At 60.2% G+C, this 23326-nt stretch carries 22 protein-coding genes; 13 read left to right on the top strand and 9 right to left on the bottom strand.

Annotated elements, in window-relative coordinates:
• Positions 1-124 precede the first annotated feature (124 nt).
• The 5 genes from hypE to hypA are packed head-to-tail and all read right to left on the bottom strand — an operon-like array spanning position 125 to position 3739.
• Positions 125-1135 (bottom strand): hydrogenase expression/formation protein HypE, encoded by a 1011-nt coding sequence (hypE, locus tag PGS10_RS22880; RefSeq protein ID WP_316423549.1) that lies wholly within the window; start codon positions 1133-1135, stop codon positions 125-127.
• Positions 1132-2253 carry a hydrogenase formation protein HypD gene (gene hypD, locus PGS10_RS22875; RefSeq protein WP_047044106.1) on the bottom strand — a complete coding sequence of 374 codons (1122 nt, stop codon included), beginning with the start codon at positions 2251-2253 and terminating at the stop codon, positions 1132-1134. The genes hypE and hypD overlap by 4 nt, the downstream gene beginning before the upstream one ends.
• Entirely contained in the window at positions 2253-2525 is a 273-nt protein-coding gene (locus tag PGS10_RS22870; RefSeq protein WP_015370021.1) for a HypC/HybG/HupF family hydrogenase formation chaperone, read from the bottom strand. The genes hypD and PGS10_RS22870 overlap by 1 nt, the downstream gene beginning before the upstream one ends.
• Positions 2516-3388: a hydrogenase nickel incorporation protein HypB gene (gene hypB / locus PGS10_RS22865; RefSeq protein ID WP_015370022.1), complete on the bottom strand. Its 873-nt coding sequence runs from the start codon at positions 3386-3388 to the stop codon at positions 2516-2518. Before hypB ends, PGS10_RS22870 begins: the two co-directional genes overlap by 10 nt.
• Before the next feature lie 6 nt (positions 3389-3394).
• A complete protein-coding gene (hypA, locus tag PGS10_RS22860; protein ID WP_015370023.1) occupies positions 3395-3739 on the bottom strand; it encodes a hydrogenase maturation nickel metallochaperone HypA in 345 nt (114 codons plus the stop codon).
• A gap of 212 nt (positions 3740-3951) precedes the next feature.
• Here hypA and hycA point away from each other — a divergent pair, with 212 nt between their 5' ends.
• From hycA to hycI, 9 genes are all read left to right on the top strand, one after another.
• Entirely contained in the window at positions 3952-4401 is a 450-nt protein-coding gene (hycA, locus tag PGS10_RS22855) for a formate hydrogenlyase regulator HycA (RefSeq protein ID WP_015370024.1), read from the top strand.
• A gap of 82 nt (positions 4402-4483) precedes the next feature.
• Positions 4484-5092 (top strand): 4Fe-4S dicluster domain-containing protein, encoded by a 609-nt coding sequence (locus PGS10_RS22850; RefSeq protein WP_047044110.1) that lies wholly within the window; start codon positions 4484-4486, stop codon positions 5090-5092.
• Entirely contained in the window at positions 5089-6915 is a 1827-nt protein-coding gene (gene hycC, locus PGS10_RS22845) for a formate hydrogenlyase subunit 3 (protein WP_316423546.1), read from the top strand. Before PGS10_RS22850 ends, hycC begins: the two co-directional genes overlap by 4 nt.
• Before the next feature lie 2 nt (positions 6916-6917).
• On the top strand, positions 6918-7841 hold the full coding sequence (locus PGS10_RS22840; RefSeq protein WP_045395381.1) for a respiratory chain complex I subunit 1 family protein: 924 nt from the start codon (positions 6918-6920) through the stop codon (positions 7839-7841).
• A gap of 16 nt (positions 7842-7857) precedes the next feature.
• A complete protein-coding gene (gene hycE, locus PGS10_RS22835; protein WP_015370028.1) occupies positions 7858-9567 on the top strand; it encodes a formate hydrogenlyase subunit HycE in 1710 nt (569 codons plus the stop codon).
• 204 nt (positions 9568-9771) lie between these two features.
• Positions 9772-10314 (top strand): formate hydrogenlyase complex iron-sulfur subunit, encoded by a 543-nt coding sequence (locus PGS10_RS22830; RefSeq protein WP_316423545.1) that lies wholly within the window; start codon positions 9772-9774, stop codon positions 10312-10314.
• On the top strand, positions 10314-11081 hold the full coding sequence (locus PGS10_RS22825) for an NADH-quinone oxidoreductase subunit B family protein (RefSeq protein WP_015370030.1): 768 nt from the start codon (positions 10314-10316) through the stop codon (positions 11079-11081). The genes PGS10_RS22830 and PGS10_RS22825 overlap by 1 nt, the downstream gene beginning before the upstream one ends.
• Positions 11078-11488: a formate hydrogenlyase maturation HycH family protein gene (locus PGS10_RS22820; RefSeq protein WP_045395386.1), complete on the top strand. Its 411-nt coding sequence runs from the start codon at positions 11078-11080 to the stop codon at positions 11486-11488. Before PGS10_RS22825 ends, PGS10_RS22820 begins: the two co-directional genes overlap by 4 nt.
• Complete coding sequence (gene hycI, locus PGS10_RS22815) at positions 11481-11990, top strand: hydrogenase maturation peptidase HycI (protein WP_045395388.1); 510 nt, start codon at positions 11481-11483, stop codon at positions 11988-11990. The genes PGS10_RS22820 and hycI overlap by 8 nt, the downstream gene beginning before the upstream one ends.
• A 113-nt stretch (positions 11991-12103) precedes the next feature.
• Here hycI and PGS10_RS22810 read toward each other — a convergent pair whose 3' ends face one another.
• Together PGS10_RS22810 and ascF are read right to left on the bottom strand one after the other, a co-directional pair.
• Positions 12104-13528 carry a 6-phospho-beta-glucosidase gene (locus tag PGS10_RS22810; RefSeq protein ID WP_316423544.1) on the bottom strand — a complete coding sequence of 475 codons (1425 nt, stop codon included), beginning with the start codon at positions 13526-13528 and terminating at the stop codon, positions 12104-12106.
• A gap of 26 nt (positions 13529-13554) precedes the next feature.
• Positions 13555-14991, bottom strand: a complete 1437-nt coding sequence (gene ascF / locus PGS10_RS22805) for a PTS cellobiose/arbutin/salicin transporter subunit IIBC (RefSeq protein WP_047044120.1) — start codon at positions 14989-14991, stop codon at positions 13555-13557.
• A 267-nt stretch (positions 14992-15258) separates the two neighbouring features.
• Between ascF and PGS10_RS22800 the strand changes: the two genes are divergently transcribed.
• The 4 genes from PGS10_RS22800 (at position 15259) to PGS10_RS22785 (ending at position 20186) form a co-directional block, all read left to right on the top strand.
• Positions 15259-16272: a LacI family DNA-binding transcriptional regulator gene (locus PGS10_RS22800; protein WP_058676370.1), complete on the top strand. Its 1014-nt coding sequence runs from the start codon at positions 15259-15261 to the stop codon at positions 16270-16272.
• A gap of 134 nt (positions 16273-16406) precedes the next feature.
• Positions 16407-16934, top strand: a complete 528-nt coding sequence (gene hydN, locus PGS10_RS22795) for an electron transport protein HydN (protein WP_015370036.1) — start codon at positions 16407-16409, stop codon at positions 16932-16934.
• An 8-nt stretch (positions 16935-16942) separates the two neighbouring features.
• Entirely contained in the window at positions 16943-19171 is a 2229-nt protein-coding gene (hypF, locus tag PGS10_RS22790) for a carbamoyltransferase HypF (RefSeq protein WP_316423543.1), read from the top strand.
• Between the two features lies 1 nt (position 19172).
• The gene (locus PGS10_RS22785; RefSeq protein WP_316423542.1) at positions 19173-20186 is read left to right on the top strand and encodes a HoxN/HupN/NixA family nickel/cobalt transporter; all 1014 of its coding nucleotides are present in this window, start codon (positions 19173-19175) and stop codon (positions 20184-20186) included.
• A gap of 542 nt (positions 20187-20728) precedes the next feature.
• Here PGS10_RS22785 and norW read toward each other — a convergent pair.
• Together norW and norV are read right to left on the bottom strand one after the other, a co-directional pair.
• Entirely contained in the window at positions 20729-21862 is a 1134-nt protein-coding gene (gene norW / locus PGS10_RS22780) for an NADH:flavorubredoxin reductase NorW (protein ID WP_289578197.1), read from the bottom strand.
• The gene (norV, locus tag PGS10_RS22775) at positions 21859-23307 is read right to left on the bottom strand and encodes an anaerobic nitric oxide reductase flavorubredoxin (RefSeq protein ID WP_047067143.1); all 1449 of its coding nucleotides are present in this window, start codon (positions 23305-23307) and stop codon (positions 21859-21861) included. The genes norW and norV overlap by 4 nt, the downstream gene beginning before the upstream one ends.
• Between the last annotated feature and the right edge of the window lie 19 nt (positions 23308-23326).

The following is a 23326-nucleotide window of genomic DNA, read 5'->3' as shown; positions in this document are numbered from 1 at the left end:
AAAAAGCGCCGCAGCGCGGCGCAGAATAAAGAGATGAATCAAATAATAGTCTGTTAATAAAACAATTGTTGCCGCTTTGACGTCGCCAGGATAAGGCGGCTGCCGCCCTCCGGCCGGTCAGTGGTTAGCAAATTCTCGGCAGCGGCTCGGCGTGGGGAAGATCGAGCGTGCGTTTAACGCCATATAACCCTACGGAGCGCACGCCGACGCGCTCGACAACGTCGCCAATTATCGCGGCATTCTGCCCGAGCGGGTGAGACCGTAAATGCTCAAGTACGCGCGGCGCGGCTTCTCTGGCGACGGCAATCACCAGTTTACCTTCGTTGGCGAAATTCAGGGCGTCGAGCCCCAGCAGTTCGCAAACGCCGCGTACCGTATCGTTGACCGGCAGCTTCGCTTCATGCAGTTCGATACCGCAGCCGCTGGCGGCGGCAAACTCGTGCGCCACCGCGTTGACGCCGCCGCGGGTGGCGTCGCGCAGCGCTTTGATACCCGGAATCTCGCGCAGGGTCTGGATAAGCGGCGTCAGCACCGCGCAGTCGCTGGATAATGCGCCGTCCAGCCCCAGCTGTTCGCGCAGGTTAAGAATGGTGGCGCCGTGATCGCCGAGCGTGCCGCTGACCAGCAGCACATCGCCGGCGCTAATCTGCTGCGCTCCCCAGTGAATATCGCTGGGGATGGCGCCAATACCGGCGGTATTGATGAATATTTTATCTGCCGCGCCGCGCGGCACCACTTTGGTATCGCCGGTCACAATGGCAATTCCAGCTTGCTGAGCGGTAGTTGCCATGCTGCGCACCACCGCTTCCAGCGTCGCCATCTCCAGCCCCTCTTCGAGAATAAACCCGCAGGAGAGATAGCGTGGCACGGCGCCGCTGACCGCGACGTCGTTGGCGGTGCCGCAAATTGCCAGTTTGCCGATATCGCCGCCGGGGAAAAATAACGGATCAATGACGTAGCTGTCCGTTGAGAAGGCCAGCCGATCGCCCTGGGCGGCAAGCCCGGCGAGATCTAAACGCGCCTGATCTTCCTGTTCGGCCAGCCAGGGGTTGGCGAAGGCCTGCATAAACAGCTCGCCAATGAGTTGCTGCATCGCCTGACCGCCGCTACCGTGAGCTAACTGAATGCTTTTCATGCTTTATTTTCCTGACTGCGATATTGATACCAGGCGGCGCAGGCGCCCTCTGAGGAGACCATCAGCGCGCCAAAGGCGCTCTGCGGGTTGCAGACGCGACCAAACAGCGGGCACTGGTGTGGTTTACAACGCCCGGTCAGCACTTCACCGCAGCGGGCGCGCGGGTCGTCGCAAACGCGCTGCGGCGCCGGGCGGAAATGGGCCTCGGCGTCAAAGCGTTGATAATCTGGCGTCAGGCAAACGCCGGAATCGTTGATCGTCCCCAGGCCGCGCCATTCGCTATCGCCGCTCAGGCAAAAGACCTCGGCGATTGCCGCCTGCGCCAGCGCGTTACCGGCATCCGGCACCACGCGACGGTACTGATTCTCTACCTGACTGCGCTGCGCTATTTTCTGCTCAACCAGCATGATCACGCCTTGCAGTAGATCAAGTGGTTCAAATCCAGCAACGACTAATGGCCGATGATAGTCGCTGGCGATGAAACCGTAGGCGTCGGTGCCAATCACCATACTGACGTGGCCGGGGGCGAGAAACGCATCGATACCGTTGTCCGGCTGGTCCAGCAGGCTGCGCAGCGTCGGCAGTAAGGTGATGTGCTGACAGAAAAAGTAGAAGTTGTCGACGTTGCGCTCGCGGGCCTGACGCAGCGTCAGCGCGGTGGCGGGCATAGTGGTTTCGAAACCGAGACCAAAAAAAACCACCTCGCGCTGCGGATTCTGCTGCGCCAGCCGCAGGGCGTCCATCGGCGAGTAAACGATTCGCACATCGGCGCCGCGACTCTTCGCCTGCAGCAGCGACCCGTTTTTTCCCGGCACGCGCATCGCATCGCCAAAGGTGCAGAAAATCACCTCCGGGCGGCTGGCTATCTCGATACACGCGTCAATGCGGCCCATCGGCAGGACGCACACCGGGCAGCCGGGGCCGTGAATAAATTCAATATTCTTCGGTAATAGCTGGTCGAGGCCGAATTTAAAGATGGCGTGGGTATGACCGCCGCAGACCTCCATCATCCGCAGCGGGCGGGCTTCACTGTAGTCCAGCAGCCGGGCGCGTTGCTGCAGATGTTCGACCAGCTGCAGCACCTGCTCCGGCGCGCGGTATTCATCAACAAAACGCATTATCGCTCCTCGCCGTATAGCAACGCGCCGACGTCCGGTTCAACCTCGAACATGTTTTGCAGCGCGTCGAGGGTATCGCGCGCTTCGGCTTCGTTAATCACGCTCATGGCGAACCCGACGTGTACCAGCACCCACTGGCCGATGCGCGGCTGGCCCTGTTCGTCGACGGCGCCGACCAACGTCAGATCGACTTCGCGCTGAATGCCACACACTTCAACCTTCGCCATCACGCCGTCAATCGTGCGAATTTGCCCCGGAATGCCTATGCACATCGCTGCGTCTCCAGCCAGTTGAGCCACTGGTCCATGCCTTCGCCGCTGGTGGCGGAGAGCAAAATAATCTCGATATGCGGATTCACTTCCCGCGCGCAGGCGAGGCACTTCTCGACGTCAAAGTTGAGGTACGGCAGCAGGTCGACTTTGTTGAGCAGCATCAGGCTGGCGGCGGCAAACATATGCGGATACTTCAGCGGTTTATCTTCCCCTTCGGTGACCGACAGCACCGCCACTTTATGACGTTCGCCAAGGTCGAAGCTGGCCGGGCAGACCAGGTTGCCGACGTTTTCGATAAACAGAATGCCGTTATCGCCAGCCGGCAGACGCGCAGAGGCGTCGGCAATCATTTGCGCATCGAGATGGCAGCCCTTGCCGGTATTGACCTGAATCGCCGGCGTGCCGGTGGCGCGGATACGCGCGGCATCGTTGACCGTCTGCTGATCGCCTTCAATGACCGCGCAGTCGACGATGCCTTTCAGGCGCGTCAGGGTTTCGGTGAGCAGGGTGGTTTTACCGGAGCCGGGGCTGGAGACCAGATTCAGCACCAGTTGATTGTTCGCCGCGAAGCGCGCGCGGTTGCGCGCCGCCAGGCGATTGTTTTTATCCAGCACGTCGATTTCAACTTCCAGCATCCGCCGCTGGCTTTGCCCCGGCGCGTGGGTACCCGCTTCGCCGTGGCCGTAATGCAGATCGCCTTGCGCGCTGCGGGTCGGGGAGAAGTTATCGGTTTTCACGCCGGTGATGGTCATGGTCTGGCGCGGGGCGGGGGCGAAGGGGGCGCTGCGAAACGCCGAGTGCGGGTTATGTTCATCGCCTTCGATATAAAGGTTGCCTTCTCCGCAGCCGCATGTCGTACACATAATCTTTTACTCCAATTCTAAACGCTGAATCTGTAAGCCATCATCCGCCACGATCTGCAACTGGTCGTTATCGCAGTGCGGGCAGCGGCGGACGTGCTGAGAGACAAGATGCACATACTGCTGACAGCGTTCACACCAGCATTCGGCCTGTTGTTCGGCAATGTGCAGCGCGCAGCCTTCCGCCAGCGTGCCGCGGCACACCAGTTCAAAACAGAAGGTGAGGGCGCTGGCCTCCACGCAGGAAAACGCGCCGACCTTCAGCCACACGCCGGTGACCCGGCGCGCGCCGTTTTGCCGCGCCTGTTGCTCAATAATTTCCAGCGCCCGCTGGCTTAGCGTGATTTCGTGCATGTTGGCCTCCGTTAATACTATGGCGGCTATATGCAATAACGATGCCAGGAGACCATAAACGGTGGGGGAACTGTCGATGACGACGACGTGCGGCTGTCATCGACATGTCGTGATGGCGCGCGAGTTTTTAATAATTCATTTAAATTCAAATAAATAAATATTGGCATGGAAAATGCTTAACCGGTGCATCTCATGTAACGGGAGGATCCGGGATGACAATTTGGGAATTAAGTGAAAAGGCGGACTACATCGCCGATCGTCACCGCCAGCATCAGGAGCAGTGGCACACCTACTGCAACTCGCTGGTTCAGGGCATCACCCTGTCGAAAGCGCGTCTGCATCACGCGATGAGCTGCGCGCCGGACAAAGAGCTGTGCTTCGTGCTGTTCGGCCACTTTCAGGTATATGTCGCGCTGGCGGAAGGCTTTAACAGCCACACCATCGAATACTACGTAGAAAGCAAAAATGGCGATGACAAACGGCTGATCGCCCAGGCGACGCTGGATGCGGAAGGCGTAATTGACGGTCGCATCAGTAACCGTTCCCGCGAAGCGGTGCTGGAACACTACCTGGCGATCATCGCCACCGTCTATGACCGTCTGTATGAGGCCATGGAGCGCGACCAGCCGGTGGATTTAAGCCATCTGGCGCAGGTCCATTAATTGTGAAGTGTCGACAAGTGTCGAAACCGACACCTGCGCGGCCTGATTTCGTCAAAAGTGACTTTCACCCGAGGATGACCCGGTGAACCGTTTTGTAATTGCTGATTCCAGCGTCTGTATTGGCTGCCGCACCTGCGAAGCCGCCTGTTCCGAGACGCACCGCCAGTATGGCCTGCAAAGTATGCCGCGCCTGCAGGTCATGCGTAATGAAAAAGAGTCTGCGCCGCAGATGTGCCACCACTGTGAAGACGCGCCTTGCGCCGCGGTGTGTCCGGTCAACGCCATTACTCGCGTTGACGGCGCGGTACAGCTCAATGAAAGCCTGTGCGTGAGCTGCAAACTGTGCGGCATCGCCTGCCCGTTCGGCGCGATTGAATTCTCCGGCAGCCGCCCGTTGGATATTCCCGCCAACGCTAACACGCCGATGGCACCCGCCGCGCCGCCGGCTCCGGCCCGCGTCAGCTCGCTGCTCGACTGGGTGCCTGGCGTTCGCGCTATCGCCGTGAAATGCGACCTCTGCCACTTTGATGAGCAGGGCCCGGCCTGCGTGCGGACCTGCCCGACCAAAGCCTTACTGCTGGTGGATATTCGCGATATTGCTAAGTCCAGCAAGCGTAAGCGCGAACTGACCTTTAATACCGACCTCGGCGATTTGTCGCTGTTTCAGGCGCAACAAGGGGGCGTGAAATGAGCGTGGTTGCATTAGTGAATCAGGCGGTTGCCTGGTATGCCGCCAGCGCGGTGCTGGCGTTTTTGTTTAGTCTGCGTAAACCGCTGAGCGGCGCGATTGCCGGGATCGGCGGCGCGGTCGCCAGCGCGATGTTAATCGTCGCCGGCTTCTCGGCGCTGATCGCGCCGGAGCGGATCAACGGCGGCATGCTGCAGTATCTGCATCTGGCGATGCGGGTAGGCGGGATTAACGCTCTGTGGCTGCTGGCCATCGGTCTGTCGGCGCTGCCGATTTCGCTGTTTAACATTTCCTGGCATCGTCATCCGCAGGTCAAATCGAATGGCCTGCTGGTTAACCTGCTGCTGGCTGCCGCCACCTGCGCGGTGGTGGTGACTAACTTCGGCAGCCTGGTGGTGATGGCGGAAATCATGGCGCTGTGCGCCGCGTTTCTCACCGGTTGCGCGCAGTCCGGCAAACTGTGGTTTGCGCTGGGGCGTCTCGGTACCCTGCTGCTGGCGTGGACCTGCTGGCTGGTGTGGTCGTTCTACGGCACTCTCGATCTGGCGGCGATTAGCCAGCTGGCCGCCGGCGCGCCGCAGAACATGGCGCTGTGGCTGCCGGGTCTGCTCGGTTTTGCCCTGCTCGCCGGGGTGATCCCGCTGCACGGCTGGGCGCCGCAGGCGCATGCGGGCGCCAGCGCCCCGGCCGCCGCGCTGTTTTCAACGGTGGTGATGAAGGTCGGTCTGTACGGGATCCTGACCGTGTCGCTGGCCGGTAGCGTACCGCCGCTGTGGTGGGGCGTGCTGCTGCTGGTGCTGGGGATGATTACCGCCTTTATCGGCGGGCTGTACGCGCTGATGGAACATAACATCCAGCGCCTGCTGGCTTACCACACTCTGGAAAACATAGGCATTATTCTGCTTGGCCTCGGCGCCTTCGTCACCGGTATTGCCACCGGCAACAATGCGCTGATGGTGCTGGGCTTTATCGGCGGCATGTACCACCTGATCAACCACAGCCTGTTCAAAACCACGCTGTTCCTTGGCGCGGGGGCGGTGTGGTTCCGTACCGGGCATCGCGATATCGAGAAGCTGGGCGGCATCGGTAAAAAAATGCCGCTGATTTCACTCGCCATGCTGGTGGGGCTGATGGCGATGGCCGCGCTGCCACCGCTGAACGGCTTTGCCGGCGAATGGGTTATCTATCAATCCTTCTTCAAGCTGAGCACCGGCGAGGCGTTTATCGGACGTCTGCTGGGGCCGCTGCTGGCGGTTGGCCTGGCGATTACCGGGGCGCTGGCGGTGATGTGTATGGCCAAAGTCTACGGTGTCACCTTCCTTGGCGCGCCGCGCAGTCAAGAGGCGGAAAACGCCACCTGCGCGCCCTGGCTGATGACCTTAAGCGTGGTGCTGGCCGCCGCGTGCTGCGTCATCGGCGGCGTGGCGGCGCCGTGGCTGTTGCCGCTGGTCGGCCACGTCATTCCGGTTCCGGCGCAGACCACAAGCGTCGTATCGCAGCCGCTGATCGCCATTCTGCTGATTGCCTGTCCGCTGCTGCCGTTCCTGCTGATGATCTTCTTCAAAGGCGACCGCCTGCCGGCGCGCTCGCGCGGCGCGGCGTGGGTCTGCGGCTACGATCATGAACAAGCGATGGTGGTCACCGCCCACGGCTTCGCCATGCCGGTGAAAGAAGCCTTTGCGCCGCTGCTGAAGCTGCGTCACTGGTTGAATCCGGTACGGCTGGTGCCCGGCTGGCAGAACGCCGCCGCGTCCGCGTTGCTGCGCGGCGTGGCGCTGATCGAGCTGGCGGTACTGGTGGTGATTGTGATTTCGCGAGGAGCCTGAGAGTGAACCTATTCGTTGCATTAATACAGGCGCTGGTACTGTTTGCCGTCGCGCCGCTGCTGTCCGGCCTGACCCGCGTTGCCCGCGCGCGCCTGCATAACCGCCGCGGGCCGGGCGTACTGCAGGAGTATCGGGATATCCTGAAACTGCTGGGTCGCCAGAGCGTGGGCCCGGACGCTTCCGGCTGGGTATTCCGCCTGACGCCGTTTGTGATGGTCGGCGTGATGCTGACCATCGCCGCCGCGCTGCCGGTAGTGACCGTAGATTCACCGCTGCCGGGGCTGGGCGACCTGATTACGCTTATCTACCTGTTCGCCATCGCCCGTTTCTTCTTCGCCATTTCCGGCCTGGATACCGGTAGTCCGTTCACCGCTATCGGCAGCAGCCGTGAAGCGATGCTCGGCGTGCTGGTCGAACCGATCTTGCTGCTTGGGCTGTGGGTCGCGGCGCAGGTAGCCGGCTCCACCCATATTAGCGCGATTACCGACACCATTTACCACTGGCCCGCCGCGCGCAGCATCCCGCTGATCCTGGCGCTGTGCGCCTGCGCTTTCGCCACCTTTATCGAAATGGGCAAACTGCCGTTCGATTTAGCCGAGGCCGAACAGGAGCTGCAGGAAGGGCCGCTTTCCGAGTACAGCGGCAGCGGTTTTGCGGTGCTGAAGTGGGGCATCAGCCTGAAACAGCTGGTGGTGCTGCAGATGTTCGTCGGCGTATTTATCCCGTGGGGACAGATGACCAGCTTTAGCGCGCCAGGCCTGCTGCTGGCGCTGGTGGTCGCCATCGTCAAGCTGGTGGCGGGAGTGCTGATTATCGCGCTATTCGAAAACAGCATGGCGCGTCTACGTTTTTGTGCCACCTCCCGCGTCACCTGGGCCGGGTTTGGTTTCGCCTTTTTAGCTTTCGTCTCCTTGCTGGTGGCGTGATTAAGAGAATTTGAGCATGTCTGAAGAAAAAATCGGTCAACACTATCTTGCGGCGCTGCACCAGGCCTTTCCTGGCGTGGTGCTGGACGAAGCCTGGCAGACCAAAGATCAGCTAACCGTCACCGTGAAGGTTAACTACCTGCCGGAAGTGGTCGAGTTCCTGTACTACAAGCAGGGGGGCTGGCTGTCGGTACTGTTCGGCAACGACGAACGTAAGTTGAACGGCCACTATGCGGTTTACTACGTGCTGTCGATGGAGCAGGGCACTAAATGCTGGATCACCGTGCGCGTGGAAGTCGATGCCAACAAACCGGAATATCCGTCGGTGACCCCGCGCGTGCCGGCGGCGGTATGGGGCGAGCGCGAAGTACGCGATATGTACGGTCTGGTGCCGGTGGGCCTGCCGGACGAGCGCCGCCTGGTGCTGCCGGACGACTGGCCGGATGAACTCTATCCGCTGCGTAAAGACAGCATGGACTACCGCCAGCGCCCGGCGCCGACCACCGACGCGGAGACCTACGAGTTCATTAACGAGCTCGGCAGTAAGAAAAACAACGTGGTGCCGATTGGCCCGCTGCACGTCACCTCCGATGAGCCTGGACACTTCCGTCTGTTTGTCGACGGCGAGAACATTATCGACGCCGATTACCGCCTGTTCTATGTCCATCGCGGCATGGAAAAGCTGGCGGAAACCCGCATGGGTTACAACGAAGTAACGTTCCTGTCGGACCGGGTATGCGGCATCTGCGGCTTTGCCCACAGCACCGCCTATACCACCTCGGTGGAGAACGCGATGGGCATCGTGGTGCCGGAGCGCGCGCAGATGATCCGCGCCATTCTGCTGGAAGTGGAACGCCTGCACTCGCACCTGCTGAACCTTGGCCTGGCCTGCCATTTCACCGGCTTTGACTCCGGTTTTATGCAGTTCTTCCGCGTGCGCGAAACCTCAATGAAGATGGCGGAGATCCTCACCGGCGCGCGTAAAACCTACGGCATGAACCTGATCGGCGGGATTCGCCGCGATCTGCTGAAAGAGGACATGATCCAGACCCGCCAGCTGGCGCAGCAGATGCGCCGCGATGTGCAGGAACTGGTGGATATGCTGCTCAGCACGCCGAACATGGAACAGCGCACCGTCGGTATTGGCCGTCTGGATCCAGAAATCGCCCGCGACTTCAGTAACGTCGGCCCGATGGTCCGCGCCAGCGGCCACGCCCGCGATACCCGCGCCGATCACCCGTTCGTCGGTTACGGTCTGCTGCCGATGGAAGTTCACAGCGAGCAGGGCTGCGACGTGATTTCTCGCCTCAAGGTGCGTATCAACGAAGTTTATACCGCGCTGAATATGATTGATTTCGGTCTCGACAATCTGCCCGGCGGCCCGCTGATGGTGGATGGCTTCACCTATATTCCACACCGCTTCGCGCTGGGCTTCTCGGAGGCGCCGCGCGGCGACGATATCCACTGGAGCATGACCGGCGACAACCAAAAACTGTACCGCTGGCGCTGCCGTGCGGCCACCTACGCCAACTGGCCGACCCTGCGCTATATGCTGCGCGGCAACACCGTCTCCGACGCGCCGCTGATTATCGGTAGCCTCGATCCCTGCTACTCCTGTACCGACCGCATGACGGTGGTCGATGTGCGTAAGAAGAAAAGCAAAGTGGTGCCGTACAAAGAGCTGGAGCGCTACAGCATCGAGCGTAAAAACTCGCCGCTGAAATAATTGAGCCATTGCGTGGGGCCCCTCACCCCGACCCTCTCCCCACAGGGGAGAGGGGGAAGGGCAGAGCTGTCCCCTCTCACCACAAGGGAGAGAAGGAAGGGCAGAACGAGTGCGAATTCACTGACCGTGCATAACTGTCCCCTCTCCCTTTCAGGGAGAGGGCTAGGGTGAGGGAAAAAGGCCGCACACAACCTGGGAGCAACAATGTTTACCTTTATTAAAAAAGTCATCAAGACCGGCACCGCGACCCACTCCTATCCGCTGGAGCCGATGCCGGTGGATAAAAACTTCCGCGGCAAACCGGAGCACAATCCGCAGCAGTGCATCGGCTGCGCGGCCTGCGTGAATGCCTGTCCGTCTAACGCCCTGACGGTAGAGACCGATCTGGCGACTAACCAGCTGGCGTGGCAGTTCAACCTCGGGCGCTGTATTTTCTGCGGCCGCTGTGAAGAGGTCTGCCCGACGGCGGCGATTAAGCTGTCGCAGGAGTATGAACTGGCGGTGTGGAAAAAAGAGGATTTCCTCCAGCAATCGCGCTTTGCCATTTGCCACTGTCGGGTCTGCGTGCGACCTTTCGCGGTACAAAAAGAGATCGACTACGCCATTGCGCTGCTTAAGCACAACGGCGATACCCGCGCCGAATTGCACCGCGAAAGTTTTGAGACCTGCCCGGAATGCAAACGCCAGAAATGCCTGGTGCCGTCCGATCGTATTGAACTGACTCGCCACATGAGGGAGGCCAGCTGATGAGCAATTTATTAGGCCCGCGCGATGAAAACGGCATTCCGCTGCCGATGACGGTGGATGAATCCATCGCCAGTATGAAGGCCTCGCTGCTGAAAAAAATCAAACGTTCCGCCTATGTTTACCGCGTCGACTGCGGCGGCTGTAACGGCTGTGAAATCGAGATTTTCGCCACCCTTTCGCCGCTATTCGACGCCGAACGCTTCGGGATTAAAGTAGTTCCGTCGCCGCGCCATGCCGATATTCTGCTCTTTACCGGCGCGGTGACCCGCGCGATGCGTTCGCCGGCGCTGCGCGCCTGGCAATCGGCGCCGGATCCGAAAATCTGCATCTCTTACGGCGCCTGCGGCAACAGCGGCGGTATCTTCCACGATTTGTACTGCGTATGGGGCGGCACCGACAAAATTGTGCCGGTCGATGTCTATATTCCGGGCTGTCCGCCGACGCCTGCCGCCACGCTGTACGGTTTTGCGATGGCGCTCGGTTTGCTGGAGCAAAAAATCCACGCCCGTCAGCCGGGCGAGCTTGACGACCAGCCAACCGAATTGCTGCATCCCAACATGGTTCAGCCGCTGCGGGTACGTATCGATCGCGAAGCGCGCCGTCTGGCCGGCTATCGCTATGGCCGCCAGATCGCCGACGACTATATGCGTCTGCTGGGGCAGGGAGATAATCAGGTACTGCGCTGGCTGGAGGCGGAGAAAGATCCGCGTCTGACCGAGATCGTTACGCACCTGAATCAGGTGGTCGAGGGGGCGCGTATCCGATGAGCGAGACGGTGGTGTTCAGTCAGCTGAGCCGTAAATTTATTGATGAGAACGACGCGACGCCGGATCAGGCGCAGCAGGTGGTCTATTACAGCCTGGCGATTGGCCACCACCTCGGCGTCATCGACTGCCTGGAAGCGGCGTTAAGCTGCCCGTGGGAGGACTATCTGGCGTGGATCGGTACGCTGGAGGCGGGCAGCGCCGCGCGGCGCAAAATGGAAGGCGTACCGAAGTATGGCGAGATCGTTATCGACAGCAATCACGTGGCGATGCTGGCTAACGCCTTTGATAAAGCGCAATCCGCACAGACCCCGGAGCAGCAGGCGTGGAGTAAAACCCTGCTCAGCATGCTGCACGATATTCACCAGGAAAGCGCCATCTATCTGATGGTGAGGAGACTACGTGACTGACGTTTTACTGTGTGTCGGCAACAGCATGATGGGCGATGACGGCGCAGGCCCGCTGCTGGCGGAAATGTGCGCGGCCAATCCGGTCGGCGGCTGGGTGGTGATTGACGGCGGCAGCGCGCCGGAAAACGATATCGTCGCCATCCGCGAGCTGCGCCCGACCCGGCTACTGATCGTCGACGCGACCGATATGGGGCTTAATCCCGGCGAAATCCGTATTGTCGACCCGGACGATATCGCCGACATGTTTATGATGACCACCCACAATATGCCGCTTAACTATCTTATCGATCAGTTAAAAGAGGATATTGGCGAGGTGATTTTTGTGGGCATTCAACCTGATATTGTCGGTTTCTATTACCCGATGACTCAGCCTGTTAAGGATGCCGTCGCGACGGTATACGCGCGGCTTGACGGCTGGCAGGAGCAGGGCGGTTTTGCCGCGCTGGAAGCGGCCGAGGAAGAGGCGTTCCCCGGCCTTCCGGGAACGTCTCAGCGATTTTGAGGCCACCAACACCGGTAGTTTCAGCCAGCGTGGTGAATAAAATAACGGCAGGCCGTACGGGCCGTACGGGCCGTAGGCCGGGTAAGGCGTAAGCCGCCACCCGGCAATACCGGCTACTCCAGATCCGCCCCGTTGCTGGCGATGACCTTCTTATACCACCAGAACGATTTCTTGCGCTTGCGCGCAAGCGTGCCGTTTCCGGCATCGTCGCGATCGACATACACGAAACCGTAGCGCTTGCTCATCTCGCCGGTGGAGGCGGAGACCAAATCGATACAGCCCCAGCTGGTATAGCCGATGACCGGAATGCCATCATCGATGGCGTCGCGCATCGCCTTGATGTGTTCACGCAGATAGCTAATGCGGTAGTCGTCGTTGATTTCGCCGTTGGCGTCGATCTCATCGCGCGCGCCGAGCCCGTTTTCCACGAGGAATAGCGGTTTCTGATAGCGGTCATACATCATGTTCATGGTGATGCGCAGGCCGAGCGGATCGATGCCCCAGCCCCATTCGCTGGCCGCAATATACGGATTCTTCAGCGACTTGACGATATTGGCGGCGTTGGTGTTGCTGGCGTTCATCTCCGCTGACGCGCAGCGCGAGGCGTAATAGCTAAAGGAGACGAAATCGACGGTGTTTTTAAGAATTTCGTCGTCGCCCGGCTGTTTGGCAATAGTGACGCCTTTCTCGCGGAATACCCGCGCGGCCCACACCGGATACGCGCCGCGTGCCTGCACATCGATAAAGAACAGGTTTTCACGATCTTTTTCCAGCGCCATCCAGACATCTTCCGGCTTACAGGAATACGGGTAGAAGTTACCGCCCGCCAGCATGCAGCCGACCTGGTTTTGCGGGTTGACCTGATGGGCGATTTTTGTCGCCAGCGCGCTAGCCACCAGCTCGTGATGCGCAGCCTGGTATTTCACCTGCTCCTGATTTTCTCTCTCCTCAAACACCAGACCGGCGCCGGAGTAGGGACTATGCAGCATAATGTTGATTTCATTGAAGGTGAGCCAGTATTTCACCAGTCCGTCAAACGCTTCAAAACAGGTGCGCGCATAGTGGCTGAAGAAATCGACCATCTTCCGATTACGCCAGGAGCCATATTCCGTCACCAGATGCATCGGTACATCAAAGTGGCACAGGGTGACCAGCGGTTCGATCCCGTACTTTCTGCACTCCTCGAACATCGCACGGTAGAAAGCGATACCTTCCGGGTTTGGCTGTTGTTCATCACCGCGCGGGAACAGGCGGCTCCAGGCGATAGAGGTACGAAAGACGCTAAACCCCATCTCCGCCATCAGGGCGATATCCTCTTTATAGCGATGGTAAAAATCGATCGCCACGTGGCTTGGATAAAATTCGTCTTCGCGAAGCGTAAAGCGCTTCTCCTGACCCAGCTTCACCGCCAGGCGATGGGCGCCGTGCGGAATAGTATCAACGGTCGTCAGCCCTTTGCCGCCCTCAAGATAAGCGCCTTCAGACTGGTTAGCGGCCAGAGCGCCGCCCCATAAAAATCCGTGTGGAAAACTCGACATGCGTTACCTCGCGTTCAAAAAAGTGTTCAGGCGTGAGTGGCCGCGCCCTGGCGTTGTCTGGCGTCAGCGGCGGCATTTTCTACCGGGATATCTTCAAAACCGAGCAGCAGCGTCAGCACAAAGGAGAGCACCACCGACAGCGCCATCACGCCAAAGACCCAAACGATAGTCATCGGATTGGCCGGATCGAAAAACTGGACGCTGGTGAACAGCCCCGGCGCCGCCATCGAATGGCTGGCCAGCCCGGCAATCCCCGCCACCGCGCCGCAAATAAAGCCGCTGATTAAGCTGGCGACCAGCGGGCGTTTCAGACGTACCGCCACGCCGTACAGCGCCGGTTCGGAAATCCCGGCCAGAATCGCCGATGCCGCTGCCGCTAATGCGGTCTGGCGCAGCTCCGGGTTTTTGGTTTTCCACGCCACCGCCAGCGACGATCCGCCCAGCGACAGGTTGGCGCCGATTTCCGATGGCATCACCATGCCTTCTTTGCCGGTTTCGGCGATGGTCTGAATGATGGTTGGCGTAAAGACGCGGTGCATCCCGGTCATCACCAGCAGCGGCCAGAGTCCACCCATGATCGCCACCGACAGCCAGCCGAGATAGCTATGGATCGTGTACACCAGCGCGGAGATCGCGCTGCCGATCCAGATGCCGAGCGGGCCAATCAGCAGGATCGCCAGCGGCGCGGCAATCAGCACGATCAGCATCGGTTTAAGGAAGTTTTTCGTCACCGCCGGGGTGATGCGATCGACCCAGCGCTCGATATAAGAGAGACACCAGGTCATCACCAGCGCCGGGATCACCGTGTAGGTGTATTTCACCGCGGTAACCGGAATGAAGGCGAACTCAACGTGCTCGCCCTGCGCGGCTTTAGCCATTAATTCGATGAACCCCGGATGCACCAGCACCCCGGCGATGGCGATAGCCAGCGACATATTGGTTTTGAATTTTACCGCCGCGGAAGCGGCAACCATCAGCGGCAGGAAGAAGAACGCGCCGTCGCCGATAAGCGTCAGAATGGTCAGCGTCGGCGAGCCCTTTGGCAACGCGCCGCTCATCTCCAGGATCATCGCCAGCAGTTTGACCATCGATCCGCCGATAATCGCCGGGATCAGCGGAGACATGGTGCCGATCAGCGCATCAAGGATCCCGGCGCCGATGCGTTTTAAGGTCAGCGGCGGTTTCCCTTGCGGCTCCGCCGGGCGCAACTCGCCGGGCAGCAAATTCAGCACCTCGCGATACGCCTGCGAGACGGTATTGCCGATGATCACCTGGCACTGGTTATCGCTACGCACGACGCCAAGTACCCCTTGCAGCGCTTTCAGCGCCGGGGCGTCCACGCGTTGATTATCTTTCACCACGAAGCGCAGGCGGGTCATGCAGTGGGTCACGGCAACGACGTTATCTGCGCCGCCGATCGCCGTCAGGATCTGGTTCGCCAGGGCTGCATAATTTTTAGACATCGGATTTTATCCTGTTTTATCAATAGGGTACTGATTACACGCCAGCGCCTGACGGCGGCTATGCGCGGTATATGCATAGGAAACCGGTTCCACAAAATCATGATGAGTTTCATTGAGTCATACAAGAACTAAAAAACTCACTTTGCAAATTTGTGATTTTGATCGCTTTATAAGCAGGGGCAGAGCAACATCAGGGCGATGCCGACTGCTGAAAAACGGCGAGACGTGCAGTACACTGCAGGCAACTTAAGTTACAGGAAGAACCCCATGGCAACGATGCTGGAGGTTGCGAAGCGCGCGGGAGTATCAAAGGCGACCGTTTCGCGGGTGCTGTCGGGCAACGGCTATGTCAGCCAGGAAACCAAAGACCGGGTGTTTCAGGCAATTGCCGAAAGCGGCTATCGGCCGAATCTGCTGGCGCGCAATCTGGCGACCAAAAAAAGCCAGACCATCGGGCTGGTGGTAACCAACACCCTTTATCACGGCGTTTATTTCAGCGAACTGCTGTTTCACGTGGCGCGGCTGACGGAAGATCAGGGGCGGCAGCTGATCCTGGCCGACGGCAAACACAGCGCGCAAGAAGAGCGCGAGGCGATTCAGTATCTGCTCGACCTGCGCTGTGACGCGATCATCATCTATCCGCGCTTTCTAAGCGTCGATGAAATGGATGAGATTATCGACAATCATCCGCAGCCGATCGTGGTGCTGAACCGTCGCCTGCGCCGCCACGCCAGCCACTGCGTATGGTCCGATCACAAAGCCTCGGCGCGGATGGCGGTTGAAAAGTTAATTACCAGCGGTCATCGCGACATTGCGTTTATCACCGGTTCGCTGGATTCGCCTACCGGGGTTGAGCGTCTCTCTGGTTATAAAGACGCGCTGGCAGGCCAGGGGCTTCCCGTGCGGCAAGAACTGATCGTTGAAGGGCGCTGGACGCCGCACACCGGCGCCGCCGCTGTCGAAGCGCTCAGCCAACGCGGCGTCAGTTTCAGCGCGCTGGTCGCCAGTAATGACGACATGGCGATCGGCGCGATTAAGCAACTGCACCAGCAGGGGATCGCGGTGCCGCAGCAGGTATCGGTGATCGGTTTCGATGACATCGCGCTGGCGCCGTATGTGATCCCCTCGCTCTCCAGCGTTAAAATTCCGGTCACCGAAATGATGAAAGAGAGCATCAACAGGCTGATCTTTATGCTCGACGGCGGCGAATTTAAATATCAGCAAACTTTCCCCGGCGAGCTGATTGAACGCGAGTCGTTGGCGCGCGGCCCGCATGCCTGATGTCGTCATCTGTCATCGTCAGTTGTGACGATGACAGCGGCTGTTAATTTAATTCCCTTAAATTTCAATGAAATAAAAGTTGGAACGTATTATGCATAATCCGGCGCGTTAACTTCTTTCCGCTGGAGAAATGGATGAACCGTTTCATTATCGCCGATGCGAGCAAATGCATCGGCTGCCGCACCTGTGAAGTGGCCTGCGTGGTCTCTCATCAGGAAAATCAGGATTGCGCCGCGCTGACGCCGCAGTCGTTCCTGCCGCGTATTCACGTGATCAAAGGCGTCAATGTGTCGACGGCGACGGCCTGTCGTCAATGTGAAGACGCGCCATGCGCCAACGTCTGCCCGAACGGCGCCATCAGCCGCGATAAAGGCTTTGTCCACGTGATGCAGGAGCGCTGCATCGGCTGTAAAACCTGCGTTGTCGCCTGCCCGTATGGGGCGATGGAAGTGGTGGTGCGCCCGGTCGTTCGCCACAGCGGCGCCGGGTTGAACGTCATGGCGGAAAAAGCCGAAGCCAACAAGTGCGACCTGTGCCACCAGCGCGATAGCGGTCCGGCCTGCATCGAAGCCTGTCCGACGCACGCGCTGGTTTGCGTTGACCGCAACAAGCTTGAGCAGATGAACCTCGAAAAACGTCGCCGTACGGCGCTGGCCTGGTAATACTCCGCATGAACGGGGTGCAAATCCGCATTCGCGGTAAAGTGCAGGGGGTGGGTTTCCGCCCCTTCGTCTGGCAACTGGCGCGACAAATGGCGCGCGGCGGCGATGTCTGTAACGATGGCGACGGCGTGCTGGTCAGGCTGATCGGCGACGACGGTGGTTTTACCGCCGCGTTGGCCCGTCACTGTCCGCCGCTGGCGCGTATTGACAGCACCGACTGCACCCCGTTTCACTGGCATAAGCTTCCTCAGGATTTCACCATTCGCCACAGCGGCGGCGGCAGTATGCGCACGCAGATTGTTCCCGATGCCGCAACCTGCCCGGCGTGCCTGGCGGAGATGAACGATCCGCAAGAACGCCGCTACCGCTACCCCTTTATCAACTGTACCCACTGCGGGCCGCGCTTCACCATTATTCGCGCCATGCCATACGATCGCCCCTTTACCGCGATGGCGCCGTTCCCGCTGTGTCCGCGCTGCGCTGCCGAGTATCGGGAGCCTGCCGATCGCCGTTTTCACGCCCAGCCGGTGGCCTGTGCCGATTGCGGCCCGCAGCTGGAGTGGCGGGCGGGAACGCTAACGCTATTCGCTGAAGCGGCGCTGCAGGCGGCCATCGCGCGGCTGGCGGCGGGGGATATTGTGGCGATAAAAGGGATTGGCGGTTTTCATCTGGCCTGCGATGCCGGCAATAGCGTGGCGGTGGCAGCGCTGCGCGCGCGAAAACGGCGCCCGGCAAAACCGCTGGCGGTAATGCTGCCGACGGCAGCGGAGTTACCCGCGGCGGCGGCGGCGCTGCTGCGCTCGCCCGCCGCGCCGATTGTATTGCTGGCTAAAGCGCAGGTTCCCGGCCTGTGTGACGAGATTGCGCCAGGGCTTGCGGAAGTCGGGGTGATGCTGCCGTCTAATCCGCTGCAGCATTTACTTCTGCAGGCGCTGGCGCGCCCGATAGTGCTGACCTCCGGCAACCTCAGCGGCCGCCCTCCGGCGTTGAGTAATCAAGAAGCGCTCACCGACTTAGCCGATATCGCCGACGGTTTTTTGCTACATAATCGCGATATCGTGCAGCGTATGGACGATTCGCTGGTGCGCTCAAGCGGTGAGATGCTGCGCCGCGCCCGTGGCTACGTGCCGGATGCGCTGCCGCTGCCGCCGGGCCTGGATAATATTCCGTCGCTGCTGGCGCTGGGGGCGGATATGAAAAATACCTTCTGCCTGGCGCGCGGCGGCGCAGCGGTGCTGAGCCAGCATTTTGGCGATCTCGGCGAGGAGGGCGTCGAGCAACAGTGGCGCAGTGCGCTGCGGTTAATGCAGAGCATTTATGCGTTTGCGCCGCAGCGGGTGGTGGTTGACGCCCATCCCGGCTATCGCTCGACGCAGTGGGCGGCGTCAATGTCGTTACCGGTCGAGCCGGTACTGCATCACCATGCCCACGCGGCGGCTTGCCTGGCGGAACACCGCTGGCCGCTCGACGGCGGCGATGTGATCGCCCTGACCCTTGATGGCATCGGGATGGGGGAAAACGGCGCGCTGTGGGGCGGCGAATGCCTGCGGATGAACTACCGCGAATGCGAACATCTTGGCGGCCTCCCGGCCGTTGCGCTGCCGGGCGGCGATCTGGCGGCACGCCAGCCGTGGCGAAATTTGTTGGCCCAGTGCCTGGCATTTATTCCCGACTGGCAGTCATACCCGCCAACCGCCGCGCTGGGGCAGCGAAACTGGCCGCTGTTGGCGCAGGCCATCGAACGCGGCATTAATTCGCCGCGCGCCTCTTCCTGCGGACGGCTGTTTGATGCCGTTGCCTGCGCGCTGGATTGCGCGCCGGAGAGCCTGAGCTACGAAGGCGAGGCGGCCTGTCGGCTGGAGACGCTGGCCGCCAGCTGTCCGGGCGTCAGCCATCCGGTCACGCTGCCCTGGCGCGGCGGCGAGCTGGACTTATCCACCTTCTGGCGACAGTGGTTGCGCTGGCAGGCGACGCCCGCGCAGAAAGCCTGGGCCTTTCATGATGCGCTGGCCTGCGGGCTGGCGGCGATGGCGCGTGACTGCGCCGCTTCCCGCGGGATCGCGACAATCGTTTGTAGCGGCGGCGTACTGCATAATCAGCTGCTCGCCGCCCGCCTCAGCGATTACCTTTCTGATTTTACTTTGCTTTTGCCGCAGCAGCTTCCCGCTGGCGATGGCGCGATCGCCTACGGTCAGGCGGTGGTGGCCGCCGCCCGCTGGAAGTCTCAAAGGATTTAAGATGATAACGATGATTTTACGCCAACAGCCGCGTGCGGCGGCGCTGGTTCTGGGACTTATCGCCGCGAACGCCCTGGCCTGGCTATGGGCGTTTCAGGCGTTTGGCGATAGCGGGGCATTGATGGCCGCCAGTCTGCTGGCCTGGGGTTACGGTCTGCGCCATGCGGTCGACGCCGACCATATTGCGGCGATTGATAGCGTCACCCGCAAGATGATGCAGCAGGGGCGGCGGCCGTTTGGCGTCGGGGCGTGGTTTTCGCTGGGGCATTCGTCGATCGTGGTGCTGGCGTCGGCGGCGATTGCCGCGACGGCCACCGCCTTCAGCCAGCAGATGAGCTGGCTACACGATACCGGCAGCGTGATTGGCACCGCGGTATCGGCGCTGTTCCTGCTGGCGATGGCGCTGGTCAATCTGGTGATTTTGCGCAGCGTGTGGCGCAGCTTCCAGGCGTGGAAGCGCGGTGAAAAGGTCAGCGATGAGATAGTTAGCGGCGGCGGCATGATGAGCTGGTTGTTTGGCAAAACCTTCCGGCTGATAAGCCGCAGCTGGCAGATGTATCTGGTGGGCTTTTTGTTTGGTCTCGGCTTTGATACCGCCACCGAAATCGGCGTGCTGGGTATTTCCGCCGCCGGCGCGTCGAGCGGCATTTCGATTTGGTCGATAATGGTCTTCCCGGCGCTGTTCGCCAGCGGTATGGCGCTGGTGGATACGCTTGATAATGTGCTGATGGTCGGCGCCTACGGCTGGGCGTTCAGTAAGCCGCAGCGCAAGCTCTATTATAATATGACCATCACCGGTACCTCGGTGGTGGTGGCGCTGTTTATCGGCGGCCTGGAAGCGCTGGGGCTGTTAATGGATAAGTTCGCCCTAAGCGGCGGGGTGTGGCGCTGGATAGGGGCGTTAAACGATAACCTCGGCGATGCCGGGTTTGTGGTGGTGGGGCTGTTCGTCGTTTGTTGGGCGCTGTCGGTGCTAAATTATCGCTGGCGCGGCTACGATAATCTGGCGCGCTAGCCGGGATATTTTCCCGGCTTGCGCTGCGCTTAGCCGGGCTACCAGGACAACACTGTAGCCCGGCTAAGGCGTTTACGCCGCGAGCCGGGAAAACCATCACCTCACCAGAACTGTAGATACTGTTATCGGTTTGCAACTTTTTCGCTTGAGAAAAACGTTTATCGCGTGTCGTTTCAGAGGATATTGCGCTCCCGGTTAATTTTTCTGCAATATGTTTTCCGTGTCGCAGGGAGCGCACAGGGGGCGGCCAGTCGCCGCCCCCTGTACCCCCGGGCTCTGGCCGCCAAAATCGCCACTTCGTGGTGCCTTCGACTTATCCCGGCAGGCTTCGGGTCGGGCCGAGGCAGCGTCCGTGCAAAACACGGCCCTCAGCCCGCATCCATGCGGGCTGCCCCGGCCTTCCGGGAACGTCTCAGCGATTTTGAGGTCGCCAACACCGGCAGTTGCAGCCAGCATGGGGAATAAATTAAAGGCAGGCTGCACGGACCGTAGGCCGGGTAAGCGTAGCGCCACCCGGCAAAACAGGGGCGCCTGGACGGTAATCACCTCACCAGTTGCTTGAGCAGCGCAAAGGCTTCCTTCATTTTATCTTCGCTCACCACAAAGGCCCGCAGCTGGTTTTCGGCATCCAGACCTTTCGCCACCAGCCCCTCTTTGGCGGCCACGATATTCCACGTCAGATCGTCGCGGCGGGTGTCGCCGGCCAGATGCAGCGGCAGATCCGGCGTTTTCACTTTCACCAGCATTGGCGGCAAGGTGAGCTCGCCCGCTTGCGCCAGCAAATTTTTACTCAGGCACATGGCGCTGAGTAAAATCGGCTGCAGGAACGGCAGTACCGTACCGTTGATTTCCGCACAGTCGCCGAGCGCATAGATCGCCGGATCGCTGGTTTGCAGTTGGCTATTGACTACCACGCCGCGGTTAATCTGCAATCCGGCATGGCGCGCCAGCGACGTTTCCGGGCGTAGGCCGGCGGCGGCCACCACCGCATCGACGGTTATCGCGCGCTGGCGGTCGAGGCTGACGCGAATGCCGTCGGCGGTTTGCTCCAGCCCCTCAAGCTGCGTTTTGAGCATCAGATGTACGCCCATCTCGGTAAGCCGATGCTGCAGGCGGCTGCTGGCCTCCGGCGGCATCAGCGCCGCCAGCACGCTGGCTGAGTTATCGACTACCGTTACCGCTTTACCGGCGCGGCAGAAATCCATCGCCAGTTCGCAGCCAATCAGGCCGCCGCCGACGATCAGCACCCGTTTGGCATCGCGGAGCTGGCTCTGCGCCGCGCCATATTCGCGCTGGCTGTTCAGCGTCAGCATCAGCTCGCGCCCCGGCACCGGCGGGATGAACGGCGTCGCGCCGGTGGCCAGCACCAGTTTGTCGTAGCGCCACTGGTTATCCTGGCTTTTCACTAACCGGTTTTCGGCGTCGATATCGCTTACCCAGGTATGGGGAAACAGACGCAGATTGTACTGCTCGGCGAACTCGCCGGCGCTTTGCAGGGTCAGATCGTCGGCCTTCTGCCTGCGGCTGATGACATGGCTGAGGTCCGGTTTGTTGTATTCATCCATGCTATCGGCGGCGATTAACGTCAGCGGAATTTGCGTATCCTGCTTACGAATATTTTTCACCAGCTGGCGGGCCGCGAAGCCCGAGCCGATGATGACGATGCCATCACTCATTTTGCCTCCGTCGCCAGTACGTCAAAGACATCTTTGCCAAGAGAACACTCAGGGCAGAGGAAATTGTCCGGCACTTCACTCCACGGCGTGCCCGGCTGTACATCCTGGTTAGGTTCGCCTTTCGCCGGGTCATAGACCCACTGGCACACGCTGCACTGCATCATGGGACCGAGATCGGCGGCCGCGGCGGCGGCACAGGCGCAGTCCTGTGGTTCCGGCGTTGTCGCTGCTTCAGCAACCGGCAGCGGCGAGAGGGCCCACTGGCGGGCGATGTCGCGACCGTGTTGGCGGCACAGTTCCAGCGCGTCGATATCCGGACGCCATTTGGCTTTCAGGCTCAGCGACATCTCAAAACCGGCATCCTGCAGGCGGGTGGACAGGCGGTCTACCGCGCCGCCGCTCCAGCCGTGCGAGCCAAAGGCGCTGGCGCGTTTATTGCGAAAACGCAGCCCGGTCATCTCTTCCACCAGCCCGGCGATTTTCGGCATCATTACGTTGTTCATGGTGGAGGTGCCCACCAGTACGCCTTTCGAGCGGAAAACGTTGGTGAGAATGTCGTTTTTGTCGCTGCGGGCGACGTTGAAGATTTTCACCGCCACCCGCGGGTCGACTTCAGTGATCCCCTGCGCGATGGCGTCCGCCATCATACGGGTGTTATTGGACATGGTGTCGTAGAAGAGGGTGATGCGATCTTCCTGGTAATCCGCCGCCCACTCGAGGTATTTCTCGACGATTTGCGTCGGGTTATCGCGCCAGACCACGCCATGGGAGGTGGCAATCATATCCACCGGCAGGTTGAAACCGAGGATTTCAGTAATTTTCGGCGTCACCAGGCGGCTGAACGGCGTCAGGATGTTGGCGTAGTAGCGCTGGCACTGTTCGTACAGTTCAATCTGGTCTACTTCATCGTTGAACAGGTGTTCGTCGCAGTAGTGCTGGCCGAAGGCGTCGTTGCTGAACAGCACCGCGTCGCCGGTCAGGTAGGTCATCATGCTGTCAGGCCAGTGCAGCATCGGCGTTTCCACGAAGATCAGCTGTTTACCATTACCGATATCGAGAGTATCGCCGGTTTTCACCACGTGGAAGTTCCACTCCGGATGATGATGATGGCCGTTGATCGAGTCGATGGCGTTGGCGGTGCAGTAAATCGGCGTATCCGGGATCTGCATCATCAGTTCGGTCAACGCGCCGGCATGGTCCTCTTCGGCGTGGTTAATGACGATGTAGTCGAGGTCAGCCAGATCGATTTCGCTGCGCAGGTTCTGCACGAACTCGCGGCTGAATTTATGATCGACGGTATCGATCAGCACGTTTTTCTCTTCGCGGATGAGATAGCTGTTATAGCTGCTGCCGCGCAGCGTTTTATATTCGGTACCGTGGAAATCACGCACTTCCCAATCGCGTTGGCCAACCCAAAGAATGTTATTTTTAACCGCAATAGACATAGCAACCTCAATCAATACA

Source organism: Klebsiella sp. 141153 (assembly GCF_032601995.1).
In the GTDB taxonomy this organism is placed as follows: Bacteria; Pseudomonadota; Gammaproteobacteria; order Enterobacterales; family Enterobacteriaceae; genus Klebsiella; species Klebsiella aerogenes.
Note: the sequence above shows the minus strand (reverse complement) of the source record. Positions and strands in the feature narration are given on the sequence as shown.